At 73.9% G+C, this 15,158-nt stretch carries 16 protein-coding genes; 11 read left to right on the forward strand and 5 right to left on the reverse strand.

Translation table 11 applies throughout. The features are described 5' to 3' along the window. Positions 1-121: 121 nt before the first annotated feature. Complete coding sequence (locus ACLBYE_RS25350; protein WP_447696280.1) at positions 122-367, reverse strand: hypothetical protein; 246 nt, start codon at positions 365-367, stop codon at positions 122-124. Between the two features lie 257 nt (positions 368-624). Between ACLBYE_RS25350 and ACLBYE_RS25355 the strand changes: the two genes are divergently transcribed. The 5 genes from ACLBYE_RS25355 to ACLBYE_RS25375 all read left to right on the forward strand — a co-directional run bounded on the left by ACLBYE_RS25355 (position 625) and on the right by ACLBYE_RS25375 (position 7,605). Next, on the forward strand, positions 625-1,263 hold the full coding sequence (locus tag ACLBYE_RS25355) for a phospholipase A2 family protein (protein WP_447696281.1): 639 nt from the start codon (positions 625-627) through the stop codon (positions 1,261-1,263). A 105-nt stretch (positions 1,264-1,368) separates the two neighbouring features. Further along, positions 1,369-3,681, forward strand: coding sequence for a CHASE domain-containing protein (locus tag ACLBYE_RS25360; protein WP_447696282.1), 2,313 nt, complete (start codon positions 1,369-1,371; stop codon positions 3,679-3,681). 143 nt (positions 3,682-3,824) lie between these two features. Continuing rightward, positions 3,825-5,864, forward strand: coding sequence for a YgiQ family radical SAM protein (locus ACLBYE_RS25365; protein ID WP_447696283.1), 2,040 nt, complete (start codon positions 3,825-3,827; stop codon positions 5,862-5,864). A 104-nt stretch (positions 5,865-5,968) separates the two neighbouring features. Beyond that, the gene (locus ACLBYE_RS25370; RefSeq protein WP_447696284.1) at positions 5,969-6,313 is read left to right on the forward strand and encodes a hypothetical protein; all 345 of its coding nucleotides are present in this window, start codon (positions 5,969-5,971) and stop codon (positions 6,311-6,313) included. Next, positions 6,310-7,605, forward strand: a complete 1,296-nt coding sequence (locus ACLBYE_RS25375) for a hydantoinase/carbamoylase family amidase (protein ID WP_447696285.1) — start codon at positions 6,310-6,312, stop codon at positions 7,603-7,605. Before ACLBYE_RS25370 ends, ACLBYE_RS25375 begins: the two co-directional genes overlap by 4 nt. On the opposite strand, the gene ACLBYE_RS25380 is transcribed toward ACLBYE_RS25375, so the two are convergent. After that, positions 7,580-8,272, reverse strand: coding sequence for a winged helix-turn-helix transcriptional regulator (locus ACLBYE_RS25380; RefSeq protein WP_447696286.1), 693 nt, complete (start codon positions 8,270-8,272; stop codon positions 7,580-7,582). The genes ACLBYE_RS25375 and ACLBYE_RS25380 overlap by 26 nt on opposite strands. A 98-nt stretch (positions 8,273-8,370) precedes the next feature. On the opposite strand from ACLBYE_RS25380, the gene ACLBYE_RS25385 reads away from it, so the two are divergent. The 5 genes from ACLBYE_RS25385 to ACLBYE_RS25405 all read left to right on the forward strand — a co-directional run bounded on the left by ACLBYE_RS25385 (position 8,371) and on the right by ACLBYE_RS25405 (position 11,539). Beyond that, positions 8,371-9,162, forward strand: a complete 792-nt coding sequence (locus ACLBYE_RS25385; protein ID WP_447696287.1) for a VOC family protein — start codon at positions 8,371-8,373, stop codon at positions 9,160-9,162. 13 nt (positions 9,163-9,175) lie between these two features. Further along, complete coding sequence (locus tag ACLBYE_RS25390; protein WP_447696288.1) at positions 9,176-9,676, forward strand: VOC family protein; 501 nt, start codon at positions 9,176-9,178, stop codon at positions 9,674-9,676. Beyond that, on the forward strand, positions 9,669-10,334 hold the full coding sequence (locus ACLBYE_RS25395; protein ID WP_447696289.1) for a dihydrofolate reductase family protein: 666 nt from the start codon (positions 9,669-9,671) through the stop codon (positions 10,332-10,334). Before ACLBYE_RS25390 ends, ACLBYE_RS25395 begins: the two co-directional genes overlap by 8 nt. A gap of 277 nt (positions 10,335-10,611) precedes the next feature. Next, positions 10,612-11,148 (forward strand): glyoxalase superfamily protein, encoded by a 537-nt coding sequence (locus tag ACLBYE_RS25400; protein WP_447696290.1) that lies wholly within the window; start codon positions 10,612-10,614, stop codon positions 11,146-11,148. 52 nt (positions 11,149-11,200) lie between these two features. Further along, positions 11,201-11,539 (forward strand): MmcQ/YjbR family DNA-binding protein, encoded by a 339-nt coding sequence (locus ACLBYE_RS25405; RefSeq protein WP_447696291.1) that lies wholly within the window; start codon positions 11,201-11,203, stop codon positions 11,537-11,539. 49 nt (positions 11,540-11,588) lie between these two features. On the opposite strand, the gene ACLBYE_RS25410 is transcribed toward ACLBYE_RS25405, so the two are convergent. From ACLBYE_RS25410 to ACLBYE_RS25420, 3 genes are all read right to left on the reverse strand, one after another. Next, positions 11,589-12,068 carry a YidB family protein gene (locus ACLBYE_RS25410; protein ID WP_447696292.1) on the reverse strand — a complete coding sequence of 160 codons (480 nt, stop codon included), beginning with the start codon at positions 12,066-12,068 and terminating at the stop codon, positions 11,589-11,591. A 126-nt stretch (positions 12,069-12,194) separates the two neighbouring features. Further along, on the reverse strand, positions 12,195-12,584 hold the full coding sequence (locus tag ACLBYE_RS25415) for a nuclear transport factor 2 family protein (protein ID WP_447696293.1): 390 nt from the start codon (positions 12,582-12,584) through the stop codon (positions 12,195-12,197). Between the two features lie 173 nt (positions 12,585-12,757). Continuing rightward, the gene (locus ACLBYE_RS25420) at positions 12,758-13,774 is read right to left on the reverse strand and encodes an LLM class flavin-dependent oxidoreductase (protein ID WP_447696294.1); all 1,017 of its coding nucleotides are present in this window, start codon (positions 13,772-13,774) and stop codon (positions 12,758-12,760) included. A 239-nt stretch (positions 13,775-14,013) separates the two neighbouring features. Here ACLBYE_RS25420 and ACLBYE_RS25425 point away from each other — a divergent pair. Continuing rightward, on the forward strand, positions 14,014-15,158 hold a 1,145-nt coding region (locus ACLBYE_RS25425), incomplete at its 3' end, for a hydantoinase/carbamoylase family amidase (RefSeq protein ID WP_447696295.1).

A 15,158-nucleotide genomic window follows, 5' to 3' on the forward strand; every position in this document is an offset into this window, starting at 1 on the left:
CACGCAGATCCTGGCTGTAGGGTCGGCCCATGGTCTGCTCCTCATCTGGAGCGCGCAATGAATCAGCCCAACAGCCCGACGTGAACCCCAACTGGCCGATTCAGCGCAAACCGAAAACGCTCTAGCGCTCGGGATGCGGGCGGCGCGGATCGACGGTGCCGACCGCTGACGGGGGCCTGCCGTCGACGTCGAGGATACCGGCGCGCCCGTCCGGCGCCGTCCGCGGATCCGCGAGCGCCGCACGGCCCTGGAGGCCGCCGGGGGCGGTGACGGCCGGGATGCCGGCGGGGGCGGTGAAGCTCTGCGCCAGGGCGGGCCCGGACAGGCCGATCCCGATCACGGCGCCGATCAGAAGACGAGAAGTCATGGCGGAGGTCCAGCTCAGGTCTGTCGCCAGGATCATCCCGGCCGCGTTACGCCTCGATGTGGGATCCGCGATCCCGGGGTCCAACACGCGAGACGAGCCCCCGTGCGCCCGCGCACGGCGTCGCGTGCCGCGCCGCTCGGACGGTGCCGCCCCGCGGCCCGCGTCCGCCCCGCAGGGCTCCGTTACCGTGGCGGGCGAAAGTCCGGAACGGAGAAGCCGAGCTTCGAGTTGAGGGGCCGCTGAATCAGGGGCCATCCGTGAGACCGTCTCTCCTCGCCACGCTCGGGCTGCTGCTCGTCGCCTACCCGCACGCGTCCGGGGCGCAGGGCGTTCCGGACGCGCGAGGCGTCCAGAGCGTCCAGAGCGTCCAAGACGTGCAGGATGTCCGGGACCTGCCCGCCGCGACCGTCGAGCCGGGCGAGCCCCGCCCGGGGCCGCCCCCGCCGCTCCCGGACATCTCGGACCCAAACGGCCGGGCCGGCGAGGCCCTGAACGAGCCCGGCGAGCGCTCCGGCATCCCGAAGGCCCTGCGCTCCTCCGGATCGAAGGCGGGCGGGCCGGCCAACGACCTCAACCCGAGCGGGCAGGCAGAGGCGCCCGCACCGCCGAAGGGCGACCTGGGCCGGGTCATCGCCGGCAAGGAGCTGTTCCACGGCAATTACTGCGGCACGGGTCAGCGCGGCGAGGGGCTGCCGCCGACCGACGCCCTCGATGCCGCGTGCATGCGCCACGACGCCTGCTACGACGCGGCGGGCTACCGTTCCTGCGCCTGCGACGCGACGCTGAGGCGCGAGGCCTCCACCGTGTCGGACAGCCCGGACGCGGCGCTGGAGGTGCGGCGCCGGGCGCTGAGCGTCATCGAGGCTACCGCCGCGATGGCGTGCCGCGCGCCCTGAGGGCCCGCCGCGATGCGGGGATCTCGCCCCGGTGACGCCACCATGGACTTGCATCCCGGGTCATGCCTGCTTTGACGGGCCGCAGTCGAAGTCCGGTCTCGCCCCTTGTCCCACCGAACCGCATCGCAGGGTCCTGTCGCGCCCGCCGCCCGCCGCGGGGCGGGCGCGGCGCGCTGGATCCCGCCCGCGATCCTGGCCGCCGGCCTCCTCGCGACCGGGCTGAGCACGGCCCTCACCTGGCAGGCGGCGGCGCTGCGCGACCGCCTGACCTTCGAGCACGCCACCGAGATCGAGCTGCGCACGGTCGAGGACCAGTTCCGCACCTACACGGCGCTCCTGCGCGGCGCCGCCGGCCTGTTCGCCGCCGACGGCGACACCGTCGCGCTGGCCCAGTTCCGGGCCTACGTGCAGCGAATCGAGTTCCAGCGCCTCTACCCCGGCTTCCTCGGCATCGGCTTCACGCCGACCCTGCCCGCTTCCGCGCGCGAGACGTTCACCGCGCGCGCCGCGGCCCTGGGCGTCGAGAATGCCCGGGTCCGGCCGCCGACCGACAACCCGATGATCAGCCCGGTCCTGTTCGCCGAGCCGCCGAACCCGCGCAACCTTGCCGCCATCGGCTACGACGTGATGTCGGACCCGGTGCGGCGCGACATGGTCGAGCGGGCCCGCGACACCGGCCAGCCGGCCGCCTCGGCGCGGATCCAGCTCGTGCAGGAGATCGACGCGAACAAGCAGGCGGGCTTCCTCGTCGCCATGCCGGTCTATGCCGGCGGCGCCGTGCCGCCGGACCTCGAGGACCGGCGGCGACGCTTCCTGGGCTTCGTGTTCGGCGCCTTCCGGGCCGACGACCTGTTCAACAGCATCGTGGCGGCGGAGGCCGAGGAGGACGCGGCCTTCGCCATCTACGACGGCGCCCCGAGCGAGGCGAACCTGCTGCACCGGTCCGCGCGGGCCTCCACCGCCGGGGCGGGGCGCCTCACCCGCGAGGCGCATCTCGAGCTCGGCGGCCGCACCTGGACCGTGGCGTTCGCGCAGCGCGTCTCGCCCCGGCGCGGCTCGGCGCTGCCGGAGATCTGGCTCGTCTGCGGCGGCGGCCTGTTCGCCACCGCCCTGCTGGCCTTCGCGGCCTACCGGCAGCGCCGCACGCAGGACGAGATCCGCCAGCTCAACGCCTCGCTGGAGGCCCGCGTCGAGGAGCGGACGCGCGATCTCCGGGCGGCGGCCGACCGTCTGCGGCAGGCCGGGGAGGAGCGGGCGCGCATGGAGGAGGCGCTGCGCCAGTCGCAGAAGATGGAGGCGGTGGGCCAGCTCACCGGCGGGCTGGCGCACGACTTCAACAACCTTCTGGCGGGCATCTCGGGCTCGCTGGAGCTCATCGAGGCCCGCATCGCCCAGGGGCGGTCGAAGGATGTCGGCAAGTACATCGCGGCCGCCCAGGGCGCCGCCCGGCGGGCCGCGGCCCTCACCCACCGCCTGCTCGCGTTCTCGCGCCGCCAGACGCTGGCGCCCAGGGCGATCGACGCCGACCGGCTGGTCCGCGGGATGCTCGACCTGATCCAGCGCACGGTCGGGCCGAGCGTCGAGGTGCGGCACGTCGGGGCGGACGGGCTCTGGGCCGCGCTCGCGGACCCGTCCCAGCTGGAGAACGCGCTCCTGAACCTCTGCATCAACGCGCGGGACGCGATGCCCGGGGGCGGCCGGATCACCATCGAGACCGACAACCGCTGGATCGACCGGCAGCAGGCCGCCGCCCAGGACATGCCTGAGGGGCCGTACCTGTCGCTGTGCGTGTCCGATACCGGCACCGGCATGTCCCCGGAGGTCGTCGCCCGGGCCTTCGACCCGTTCTTCACCACCAAGCCGATGGGCGAGGGCACCGGCCTCGGCCTGTCGATGATCTACGGCTTCGCCAAGCAGTCGGGCGGTCAGGTCCGGATCACCTCGACGGTCGGCCGGGGCACGAACGTGTGCATCTACCTGCCGCGGCACTTCGGCGAGGCGGACGCGGACGGCCCCGACCCGGCCAGGGGCCTGATGGCGCAGGCCGAGGCGGGCGAGACCGTGCTGATCGTGGACGACGAGCCGACGGTGCGCATGCTGGTGACGGACGTGCTGAGCGACCTCGGCTACACGGCGATCGAGGCCGCGGACGGCGCGGGCGGGCTCAGCGTGCTGCAATCGGGCGCTCGGATCGACTTGCTCGTCACGGATGTCGGCCTGCCCGGCGGCATGAACGGGCGCCAGATGGCCGACGCCGCCCGGGTCGCACGACCGGACCTGAAGGTGCTGTTCATCACCGGCTTCGCCGAGACCGCGCTGCCGGGCGACGGGCGTCTCGAGCCCGGCATGGCGGTGCTGACCAAGCCCTTCGCCGTGGAGGCCCTGGCCGCCCGCATCCGCGAGCTGATCGCGCGCTGAGCCGGGCCGGCCGCGACGGTGGCGCCGCGCCTGTCTCGAGGTGCGCCGGATCGGCGCAGGGCGCCCTCGGGCGGCACGGTCGCGGCCACCGCCGCCCTGCCATTCGTTGAGATCGCGGCCCCGGAGGCCTATGCAGGGACACCATGGAACTCCAAGCGTCCACCGCCCGTCCTCTGGCGCCCCCCGTCCGCACGCCGTCGCCGCGCGGGCCCGCGGCGCCGTTCCTGCCCATGAGCCGCGCCGAGATGGCGGCCCTCGGATGGGAGTCCTGCGACATCGTGCTGGTGACGGGTGACGCCTACGTGGACCACCCGAGCTTCGGCATGGCCATCATCGGCCGGCTGCTCGAATCGCAGGGCTTCCGGGTCGGCATCATCGCCCAGCCCGACTGGCACTCGGCGGAGCCGTTCAAGGCGCTCGGCAAGCCGAACCTGTTCTTCGGCGTCACCGGCGGCAACCTCGACTCGATGGTGAACCGCTACACGGCGGACCGGCGGCTGCGCCACGACGACGCCTACACGGCCGGCGGCGAGGGCGGCCGGCGCCCGGACCGCTGCACCATCGTCTACACGCAGCGCTGCCGCGAGGCCTTCAAGGACGTCCCGGTCGTGCTCGGTGGCATCGAGGCGTCGCTGCGCCGGATCGCGCACTACGATTACTGGTCCGACAAGGTGCGCCGCTCGATCCTGGCCGACGCCAAGGCGGACCTGCTGATCTACGGCAACGCCGAGCGCGCCGTGGTCGAGGTGGCGAACCGCCTCGCGGCCGGCGAGGCGCCGCACCAGCTCGACGCGATCCGGGGCGTCGCCCTGTTCCGACGCGTGCCCGCCCAATACACCGAGCTGCCCGCCGACGACCTCGACTCGACGGACGAGGCCGCCACCCGCCGGCCCGGCGAGACCGTGATCCGGCTCCCCGCCTACGACGAGGTCAAGGACGACAAGGAGGCCTACGCCCGCGCCTCGCGCGTCCTGCACCGCGAGGCCAATCCCGGCAACGCGCGCCCCCTCGTCCAGCGCCACGGCGACCGCGACCTGTGGCTCAACCCGCCGCCGATCCCGCTGACCAGCGACGAGATGGACGCGGTCTACGACTTGCCCTACGCCCGCGCCCCGCACCCGTCCTACGGCGACGCGAAGATCCCCGCCTGGGACATGATCAAGTTCTCGGTGACGATCATGCGCGGCTGCTTCGGCGGCTGCACCTTCTGCTCGATCACCGAGCACGAGGGCCGCGTCATCCAGAACCGCTCGGAGGGCTCGATCCTGCGCGAGATCGAGCGGATCCGCGACAAGACCCCGGGCTTCACGGGCGTGATCTCGGATGTCGGCGGGCCGACGGCGAACATGTACCGGATGGCCTGCAAGGACCCGAAGATCGAGGCGGCGTGCCGGCTGCCCTCCTGCGTCTTCCCGGACGTCTGCCCGAACCTGAACACCTCGCACGACGACCTGATCCGGCTCTACCGCAAGGTCCGCGAGGTGAAGGGCGTCAAGAAGGTGATGGTCGCCTCGGGCGTGCGCTACGACCTCGCGGTGAAGAGCCCCGAATACATCAAGGAGCTCGTCACCCACCACGTCGGCGGGCGCCTGAAGATCGCGCCCGAGCACACCGAGCGCGGCCCCCTCGACAAGATGATGAAGCCGGGGATCGGCACCTACGACCGCTTCAAGGAGATGTTCGACGCCGCCGCCAAGGAGGCGGGGAAGAAATACTACCTGATCCCGTACTTCATCGCGGCGCATCCGGGCACGACCGACGAGGACATGATGCATCTCGCGCTCTGGCTCAAGAAGAACAATTACCGCGCCGACCAGGTCCAGACGTTCCTGCCCTCGCCGATGGCGACGGCAACCGCGATGTACCACACCGAGATCAACACGCTGCGGGGCGTGAAACGCGGCGGCAGCGAGTCGGTCGAGGCGATCAAGGGGCTGCGCCAGCGCCGGCTGCACAAGGCGTTCCTGCGCTACCACGACCCCGAGAACTGGCCGCTGCTGCGCGAGGCGCTGCGGGAGATGGGCCGCGCCGACCTCATCGGGCCGCGGCCGGACCAGCTGGTGCCGTTCTCGCAGCCGCCGGGGACCGGCGCCGGTGCGGGCCGGACGGGCGGCCAGCCGCGACCCCGCTACACGGGCGGCGGCCAGCGGTTCACCACGAAGGGCGTGCCGCTGCGCAAGTGACGGTTCGTGACGGGTCCGGCGCGCCGTAACGAATTGATACGCGCCGGCCATATTGCCGCGCGGCCGGTCGGTCAGCCTCACCGGCGATCGACACGGAGGTCGCGATGGCTGTCGCCTGCCCTGTTCTGACTCCCGAGGAACGCAGGGCGTCCGAGATCCTGGACGCCGCGCAGCGGGCGATGATGGAGACGGTGCAGGCCGCGGTGGCGGAGGCCGCCGCGCGGGTGCGCCAGCAGAACCTCGACGCCGGCCTCGACCTCGCCCCGCCGCCCCGGGCCTATTTCGAGTCCGTGGTGCACCAGCGGATGTACCTGACGCTCTGCGGGGCGGCGGTCGGCACGTTCGCGGGCGGCGATGCCAGGACGGCGATCGGCCTCATCCGGAATCAGCAGCTGATCGCCAACCGCTACTGGGGGGCCGGGATCGCGGTGACGCCGAGGACGCCGTGACGGCGGCGCCCGAGAGCGCCGCCGGGATCGTCCTGGCGCGCGTCGACCGGCTCGCCGGGATCAGCGCCTACCCGTGGACCCTGACGCGGCGCGTCTTCAGCCCGCAGCAGGTCGAGGCCGAGGCGCTCGTCCTCGGCTGGATGGCGGAGGCCGGCCTGTCGGCCCGGCGCGATCCCGCCGGCAACCTCGTCGGCCGGATCGAGGGCGCGATTCCGGGCGGCCCGGCCGTCGTCGTCGGGGGCCACGTCGACACGCACGAGGATGCCGGCCGCTACGACGGGACGCTCGGCGTGCTGATCGGCATCGCCGCCGTCGAGCGCCTGATCCGGCACGGACCGCCGCCGCGCCACGCGGTCGAGGTCGTCGCCTTCGTCGCGGACGCGGCCGGCCGGTTCGGTCCCCGGCAGCTCGGCAGCCGGGCCGTGGTCGGGCGGCTCGCCCCGGACGCGCTGGACTGGGACGACGCCTACGGCGTCACCCTGCGTCGCGCCCTGGAGGCGCACGGGCTCGACCCGGCGCACCTCGCGAGCGCGCGCCGGGCCCGCGACGCGATCCTGGCCTATCTGGAGGTCGCCGCCGAGGCCGGCCCCGTGCTGGAGCGATCGGGAGCGCCGATCGGGATCGTGCCGGCCCTGTCGGAAGCGACGATGCTCCGGGTCACGCTGACGGGCGCCGCCGTCGACGCGGCGGCGAACCCGATGCCGGGCCGGCGGGACGCCCTCGCCGGGGCGGCCGAATGCGTCCTCGCCGCCGAGCGCGTCGGCCTGGCGCGGGAGCGGGTCACCGTCACGGTCATGCGCCTCGACGTCGCGCCGGTGCCGACCTTCGTGGTCGCGGGGTCCGCGACACTGGGCGTCCGCGTCGATTCCGACGACGACGGCGCGCGGCGCGCGGCCGTGGCGGAACTCGCCGCGGCGCTCGAGGCAATCGCGGCGCGGCGCCGGCTGGGGATCACCGTCGAGCGCAGCGTCGATCCCGACGCCACCCGGTGCGATCCCGGTCTGGTCCGCCTGTTCGAGGAGGCCGTCGCGGCCGCGGGACACCGCGCCGTGCGGCTGGCGCAGGGCGTGACCACCGACGCGTCCCACATGGCCCTGCTCGGACCGATCGGCCTCGCGCTGATCCGCTGTCGGGGCGGCGTCGGCTGGGGGGCGGCGGGGACCGTCGACCCGGCCGACGTCGCGGTCGGCCTCGACGTGCTCGCCGGCGTCGTCGGCGCGCTCGCGGGCGGCGCGCTCGCCCCGCGCGAGCCGCGGGACGGGCACCTCAGCCCGCCTTGGCCGGCAGGGTGAAGAGGTCGATGAAGGACCGCGCCAGGTCGACGGGGCCCACGACGGCGAGCGTCCCGCCGGCGCCGTCCCGGTCCAGCGGCGCCTTGCCGTAGACCGTGCGGCGCATCGCCATCGTGTCGCCGGTGAAGGCGAGGTCGGGCGCCTCGGCGACGCCCCGCCGCACGCGGATCCCGCCGCCGGCCACCGTCGCGACGAAGTCCTCGCCGGGGAAGTGGAAGGCGACCGCCGCCGACAGCGCCGACGCCCGCCCGCGGTCGACCAGGGCCTCGAGCGACATCATGGCCGACGCCCCCGACATGAACAGGCTCGGATCGTGCCGCGGCGAGCGGGCGGCCCAGCGGCCCAGGTCGCGCATCAGCGGCGCGGCCTCGCGGCCCCAGTCGGTGAGATCGTAGACCTGCACGTTGGCCGGCGACGGCAGCCGGTAGCGCAGGGCGATGCCCGCCGCCGCCAGGCTCTCCAGCCGCTGCGTCAGCACGTTCGCGCTGATCCCCGGAAGGTTCGCCCGGATCTCGCCGAAGCGCCGGGGGCCGTAGACCAGCTCGCGCATGATCAGCAGCGACCAGCGCTCGCCGATGAACTCCAGCGCGAGGGCCGTGCCGCAGGCATCGTCGTACAGGCGCTCGCGGGGCCCAGATACCCGATCGGTTATTTTTTCTGACCTCATGGTTGCATTGTGTAACCGAGAATGCGAGCCTGGGCAAAGCGGGGCCGTGGGGGCACCGCGCAGCGGCCGCAGCGCCGATTGTCACGGAGGAGCGCCCTATGCCACCCGCCGAGGGAACCCCCATCTGGTTCGAGCTGAACGCGGCCGACCCGGACGCCGCCCAGGCCTTCTACGAGGCGGTCGCCGGCTGGCGCGTCGCGCCGTCGCCGATGCCCGAGCACGGCGGCTACCGGATCGCGGAGGCCGACGGGGCGCCCGTGGCCGGGATCCGGCGGCCGATGCCCGAGGCCCCCGGCCTCCCCGGCTGGGCGGTCTACCTCGCGACCTCGGACGTCGACGCCCTTGCGGCCCGCGCGGTCGATCTCGGCGGCGCGGTCCGGTTCGGGCCCGTCGACATCCCCCATGTCGGCCGCTTCGCCATGGTGAGCGACCCGCAGGGCGTGGTCTTCGCCGCGATGAATCCGGCCCATCCCGGCGCGAGCCGGGCCTTCGGGCCGGTGCCGCTCGAGACGGAGCGGACGCGCGGCCACGGCGTCTGGATCGAGCTCGCCACCCCCGATCCCGCGGCGGCCCTCGCCTTCTACGGGGCGCTGTTCGGCTGGGAGAAGCTCGGCGCCATGCCGATGGGCGACTTGGGCGAGTACGCCTTCATCGGGCGGGGCGACCTGCGCCCCGGCGCGGTGATGTCGAGCGCGGCCACCGGCGCGCCGGCCCGCTGGAACTGGTACATCCACGTCGCCGACATCGACGCCGCGCTCGCGACCGTCCGGGCGGCGGGCGGCACGGTCCTCCAGGGGCCCGACCCGATCCCCGGCGGCAGTTACGCGGCCAACATCGCCGATCCGGCGGGCCACCAGCTCGGCCTCGCCGGCCCGCGGCAAGCCACGTGAGGGACGTCCGGCCATGACGAGCGACAAGCTGACGACCTGCCTGTGGTTCGACCGCGGCGAGGCCCGCAAGGCCGCGGAGTTCTACGCCGCGACCTTCCCCGACAGCCATGTCGGCGCGCCCATGAACGCCCCCTCGGATTTCCCCGGCGGGTCCGCGGGCGACGAACTCACGGTCGCGTTCACCGTCCTCGGCCGGCCTTTCGTCGGTCTGAACGGCGGCCCGGCCTTCCGGGCCAACCAGGCGGTCAGCTTCATGGTGCTGACCGACGATCAGGCGGAGACCGACCGCTACTGGGACGCCGTCGTGGGCAACGGCGGCGCGGAGAGCGCGTGCGGCTGGTGCACGGACCGCTGGGGCTTCTCCTGGCAGATCACGCCGCGCGCGCTCCTGCACGCCAACAGCCACCCCGACCGGGCCGCGGCCCGGCGCGCGTTCGAGGCCATGATGACCATGCGCAAGATCGACATCGCCCGGATCGAGGCTGCCCTCCGCGGGGATTCCGCCCATGCGTAAGATCACCGGCTCCCTCTTCCAGTCGCTCGACGGCGTGATCCAGGCACCGGGCGGTCCGGAGGAGGATCAGACCGGCTTCGCGCACGGCGGCTGGACCTTCCCGTACTTCGACGCGTCGCTCGCAGCGCCGATGGGCAAGCTGCTCGGCGGTGATTACGAGCTGCTGCTCGGCCGGCGCACCTACGAGATCTTCGCCGCCTACTGGCCGCACAACGCCGAGCAGCCGATCGGCGCGACCTTCAACGCGATCCGCAAGCATGTCGTGACCGGAAGCGACGCCGCCCTCGGCTGGAACAACAGCCGGCGCCTCACCGGCGACCCGGTCGCGGCGGTCACCCGCCTCAAGGAGAGCGCGGGCCCCGACCTCCTCATCCAGGGCAGCAGCAGGCTCTATCCGGCGCTGCTTCCGGCGGGCCTCATCGACCGGCTCGTCCTGATCACCTTCCCGGTCATGCTCGGCCGCGGCAAGCGCTGGTACGCGGACGACCCGGCGGCGGCCCGCACCTGGACGCTGGTCGAGCAGAGCCACTCGCCGAAGGGCGTCCACGTCGCGGTGCTCGCGCGGGACGGGGCGGTCCAGGCCGGCAGTTTCGCCAGCAAACCGCCCAGCGCGGACGAGATCGCGCTCCGCGAGCGCCAGGCGGCGAGTCGCTGGTAAACCGCCGCCTGCGGCAGCGACCGGCCGGCCGCGCGCGGCACGGGGTCGTGACCCGTCGGAAGCCGGCAGGTCCCGTTCAGCCCTCCCCTCCCTTCACCCCTCTTGGCGGCCGCGCCGCGGCCGGGGTAGCCTGCCGCCAGGCCGATGCGGCCTGCCGCTCGCCCCGGAACCGGGATGGTGAACGCATCGCGGACGACCCACCCCCACCGTGTCCCTGACCGGCGCCGGGTCGGCAATGCGGGCACCGACGGACCGACGCCGTCTCGGGGAGAGGACCATGACGACCGTTGATCAGGCCAAGACCATGGCCAAGCGGCTGCGCGCCGCGCTGGCAGCCCGCGACCTCGCCGTCCCGCACGCGGCCGCCCTCGAACTCGTCGCCGCCGGGCTGGGCTACGACGACTGGAACACCGCCTGCGCTGTCCTGGACCGGGACGCGGATGACGGCCCCCGCTTCCTGGAGGCGGTGCCGGTTCTGCGCATCTTCGACGAGGCCACGGCGCGCGCGTTCTACTGCGGCTTTCTCGGCTTCACGTCCGGGTTCGAGCACCGGTTCGAGCCGGGTCTGCCGCTCTACATGGAGGTCGCCCGCGCCGGATTGCGGTTGCACCTGACCGAGCACCACGGCGACGCCACCCCCGGCTCGACCGTGTTCGTGCCGATGCGCGGCATCCGGGCCTATCACCGGGCGCTCATCGACCAGCGCTACGGCTATGCCAGGCCCGGCATCGAGCAGGCGCACTGGGGCGAGGTGCTGGGGGTGGCGGATCCGTTCGGGAACCGGTTGCGATTCTGCGAGAGCCGGACCGGGTGACCGGTCGGTTGGGTGGTTCGATCCGCCGCCGACCTAGAGGAGGAGGGCCGCGATGGGCGTCGATATCGCGCGCGTCAAGGCGCTCATCGCGACGTTGGAGGCTGTGACCTCCGCCCCCCACTTCCACAGGACGGCCTTCCGGACGCCGCGCAAGACCTTCGCGACGCTGGGCGAGGTGGGCCACGACATCAACCTGATGTTCGACCCGGACCTGCGCGACTTCTTCTGCGAGCAGGTGCCGGCGGCTTTCAGCCCCGTTCCGGGCGGCTGGGGGCGGATGGGCGCGACGCGGTGCGACCTCGCGATCGTCGACGAGGCGACCCTGATGTCGGCCCTGACGGCGGCCCACCGGCTCGCCGCGCCGAAGCCGCGCACGCCCCGCCGACCGTGACGGTCCCGACCCCCTAAGGTCGGGCCGGGATCCGTCCGCCGGCCAGACCTCAGGCCGGGATCCGTCCGTCGGGCGTGTAGCGGTCGACGGCCCGGGGGAGCTCGCGGGACAGCCGGGAGAGCAGCTCATCGCGGGACAGTCCCGTCCGCTGGGTGAGAGCCGCGAGGACGTCGGGTCCGATCGCCTGTTCCAGATGATGCGGCGCGATTTCCTGGTTCGGTCCCGTCTTGACCCAGGACTGGGCGGCCGTCCCGTGACCGGCCTGCTGGAAGCGGTCCAGCATTTCGCCGAGGCCGCTGTGCAGGAACCCGCCGGGAGCCTCGCCGCGCCTGTCGCCCAGCAGGCCGCCGAGGAGACCGCCCAGGCCGGCACCGGAGCCGCTGTTGGAGCCGTCGGCCGGGCCGCCGGGGCCCGCCGGCGCGGTCTGACCGGCGCCGCCCAGCAGTTCCGCGAGCTTGTCGCGGTTCTGGTAGCCTGCCAGGGCGAGGAGGCCCAGGAGCGCCGTCATCGAAGGGTAGCCATCACTCATGGTTTGTCTCCCGCTGCGGGCAGCGGGCCCGCGCCCGTTCGCCACGCGACGCCAACCAACGCGCACGGACCCGGTTGCGATGCGGGCGGACCCGCCGAGGCCGGCGCGGCCGCATCGCGAACCGCTCTAGCCCGCCGCGGCACCGACGGGGTTGTCGACGCCGATCGGGTAGGTGCCGTGCCCCGCCCGCACGCGGCCGTCCTCGAAGACGAGCACCTCGCTGACGCTCACACCCTTCTGGTTGCGATACTGGATCACCAGCGTGTCGATGCCCGCGAAGACCTGCTCCACCGCGAAGTGGAGGTCCGGGATCCGCCGCAGGGCCTCCGTCCAGTAGGCGCGCAGCGCATCCTTGCCCCGCACCGTTCCGCCCGAAGCGGGGACGATCCGCGCGGCACCCGGCGAGGTGAACACGGCGTCGTCGTGGAAATGGGCCAGCACCCGCTCGACATCGTGCGCGTTCCAGGCGGCGCACCACGCGTCGGCGAACGCGTTCCAGTCCAACGCGTGCGACATCCCGGTGATCCCCTTACAAGTGCCGGACTCGGGCGCGCCGGCACCGCGTGCCGGGCCGACGGGAGGCTACCGCACGCTCGCGGCGATGGGTAGGTCGGCGGGCCGTGCCCCGGGACAGGGCCGGCCGAGGGGCTGCATGCCCTCGGCGCCGGCGAACCCGGCCGGAGGTCGGCTCAGCGCCACCCGAGCGCGGGGGCCACGTGCGTGAGCAGGCTCTCGATGAGGTGGGCGTTGTAGGCGACGCCCAGCTGGTTCGGGACCGTCAGCAGCAGGGTGTCGGCCTCCGCGATCGCCGCGTCGGCGCGCAGCTCGTCGACCAGCCGGTCCGGCTCCGCGGCGTAGGAGCGGCCGAACACCGCCCGCATGTTGTCGATGATGCCGACCTGGTCGCTGCTCGTGCCGCGCCCGAAATAGGCGCGGTCGCGGTCGTTCACGAGCGCGAAGATCGAGCGCGAGACCGAGACCCGCGGCGTGCGGGCGTGCCCCGCATCCTGCCACGCCTGCCGGTAGCGGCGGATCTGCTTGGCCTGTTGGACGTGGAACGGCTCGCCGGTCTCGTCCGCCTTCAGGGTCGAGCTCTGCAGGTTCATGCCCTGCTGCGCCGCCCAGATCGCGGTCGCGTCGGAGGCCGATCCCCACCAGATCCGGTCCCGCAACCCCTCGGAATGCGGCTCCAGGCGCAGGAGTCCCGGCGGGTTGGCGAACATCGGCCGTGGGTTGGGCTCGGCGAACCCCGTTTCCGTCAGGAGGCCGAGGAAGACCTCGGTGTGCCGGCGCCCCATATCGGCATCCGTCTCGCCCTCGGCCGGGGCGAAGCCGAAGTGCCGCCAGCCGTCGATGACCTGCTCGGGCGAGCCGCGGCTGAGCCCGAGCTGCAGGCGTCCGCCCGCGATGAGGTCCGCCGCGCCGGCATTCTCGACCATGGAGAACGGGTTCTCGTAGCGCATGTCGATGACGCCGGTGCCGATCTCGATGCGCTTCGTCCGGGCGCCGACCGCTGCCAGCAGCGGGAAGGGCGAGGCGAGCTGGCGCGCGAAATGGTGGACCCGGAAATACGCGCCGTCCGCCCCGAGCTCCTCCGCGGCGACCGCGAGGTCGATCGACTGGAGGAGTGTGTCGGCCGCACTGCGCGTCGCCGACCCGCCGGTCGGCGACCAGTGCCCGAAGGACAGGAACCCGATCGTCTTCATCTGCAGAACCTCTGCGCGCCCGCCTGCCGGGACCGGCGATAGCCGCCGGAATCCGGCCGGGCAACGATCCCGCGCCGCGGGGCTGACCCGCGCGGCTGGCCGCGCGCCCGGCGATCCGGCAGACTCGGTCTCGGTGACTGGTCTCGGTGCCGGGGCCCGGTGATCCGGCGGGCCGGCACGAAAGTGGCAGGGGCACCGGCGGGCCCGTCCGGGGGACCGGCGCTCGGGGAGGCGTAGCGATGGACCGCGTGTCCGCCATCTCAGCAGCCGTGCGCGCGCAGCGCTGCCGGGTCGAGGCCCTGTTCGCGGAGCTGGCCCGGTGCGGCCGGACGGAGCCCGGGTTCACCCGGCCCTCCTACAGCCCGGAGGAGACCGCGGCGCACGCGGCGGTGGCGCGCTGCGCCTCCGATCTCGGCCTCGCGATCGCCCGGGACGCCGCCGCCAACACCGCGATGACGCTGCCGGGGCTGGACCGGTCCTTGCCGCCGATCCTGATCGGCTCCCACCTCGACACCGTGGCCCAGGGCGGCAACTTCGACGGCGCCGCCGGCGTGGTGGCCGGGCTCGCCGCCGTCGCGGCCATCCGCCAGCTCGGCCTCGAGCCGGAGCGGGACATCTCCGTCCTGGGCATCCGCGCCGAGGAGAGCGTCTGGTTCCAGGTCTCGTACATCGGGAGCCGCGCGGCGCTCGGAGCCCTGCCGGACGGGGCGCTCGACGCGGCCCGGATCGACAGCGGCCTCAGCCTCGCCGACCACATCGCCCGGGAGGGCGGCGACCCGGACGCGCTCGTCCGCGGCCCGGCGGCCCTCGACGCCGCCGCGATCCACGCCTTCCTGGAGGTGCATATCGAGCAGGCGCCGAGCCTCGAGGAGGCCGGGATCCCGGTCGGGCTATGCACCGGAATCCCCGGCAACGTCCGCTATCCGGACGTCCGCATCGCCGGCCGCTACGACCATGTCGGGACGCCGCGCCGCTTCCGGCGCGACGCGGCCATGGCCGGGGCCGAAATCGCCCTGGCGCTGGACCGGGTCTGGGTGGAGCGCGAGGCGGCCGGCTCCCCGATGGCAGTGACCTTCGGCCGGTTCCACACCGACGCCGCGGCGCACGGCCTGACGACGGTCCCGGGCGAGTTCCGGTTCAGCCTCGACATGCGGGCCTACGCGGCCGAGGTGCTGGCCGAGCTGGAGGCGGCGTTCCTGGCAGCGGTGGCGGCGGTGTCGGCGCGCCGCGCCGTGACCGTGACGCTGGGCCCGCGTGCCGAGGCGGGCGTCGGCGCGGTCGCGCCGCGGATCCGCGACGGGTTCGCGGCGGCCGCGGGCGCGCTCGGCATCGCGACGCGGCCCCTCGGTAGCCCGGCCTCCCACGACGCCGCCGCCTTCCCGGA

This window comes from Methylobacterium sp. A52T, assembly GCF_053346095.1.

Excerpts from the sequence above, each read along its gene's own strand:
- ACLBYE_RS25350 (WP_447696280.1), bottom strand. The coding sequence starts at position 367 with ATGACTTCTCGTCTTCTGATCGGCGCCGTGATCGGGATCGGCCTGTCC.
- ACLBYE_RS25365 (WP_447696283.1), top strand. The coding sequence starts at position 3,825 with ATGGAACTCCAAGCGTCCACCGCCCGTCCTCTGGCGCCCCCCGTCCGC.
- ACLBYE_RS25370 (WP_447696284.1), top strand. The coding sequence starts at position 5,969 with ATGGCTGTCGCCTGCCCTGTTCTGACTCCCGAGGAACGCAGGGCGTCC.
- ACLBYE_RS25380 (WP_447696286.1), bottom strand. The coding sequence starts at position 8,272 with ATGAGGTCAGAAAAAATAACCGATCGGGTATCTGGGCCCCGCGAGCGC.
- ACLBYE_RS25385 (WP_447696287.1), top strand. The coding sequence starts at position 8,371 with ATGCCACCCGCCGAGGGAACCCCCATCTGGTTCGAGCTGAACGCGGCC.
- ACLBYE_RS25390 (WP_447696288.1), top strand. The coding sequence starts at position 9,176 with ATGACGAGCGACAAGCTGACGACCTGCCTGTGGTTCGACCGCGGCGAG.
- ACLBYE_RS25395 (WP_447696289.1), top strand. The coding sequence starts at position 9,669 with ATGCGTAAGATCACCGGCTCCCTCTTCCAGTCGCTCGACGGCGTGATC.
- ACLBYE_RS25400 (WP_447696290.1), top strand. The coding sequence starts at position 10,612 with ATGACGACCGTTGATCAGGCCAAGACCATGGCCAAGCGGCTGCGCGCC.
- ACLBYE_RS25405 (WP_447696291.1), top strand. The coding sequence starts at position 11,201 with ATGGGCGTCGATATCGCGCGCGTCAAGGCGCTCATCGCGACGTTGGAG.
- ACLBYE_RS25410 (WP_447696292.1), bottom strand. The coding sequence starts at position 12,068 with ATGAGTGATGGCTACCCTTCGATGACGGCGCTCCTGGGCCTCCTCGCC.
- ACLBYE_RS25415 (WP_447696293.1), bottom strand. The coding sequence starts at position 12,584 with ATGTCGCACGCGTTGGACTGGAACGCGTTCGCCGACGCGTGGTGCGCC.
- ACLBYE_RS25420 (WP_447696294.1), bottom strand. The coding sequence starts at position 13,774 with ATGAAGACGATCGGGTTCCTGTCCTTCGGGCACTGGTCGCCGACCGGC.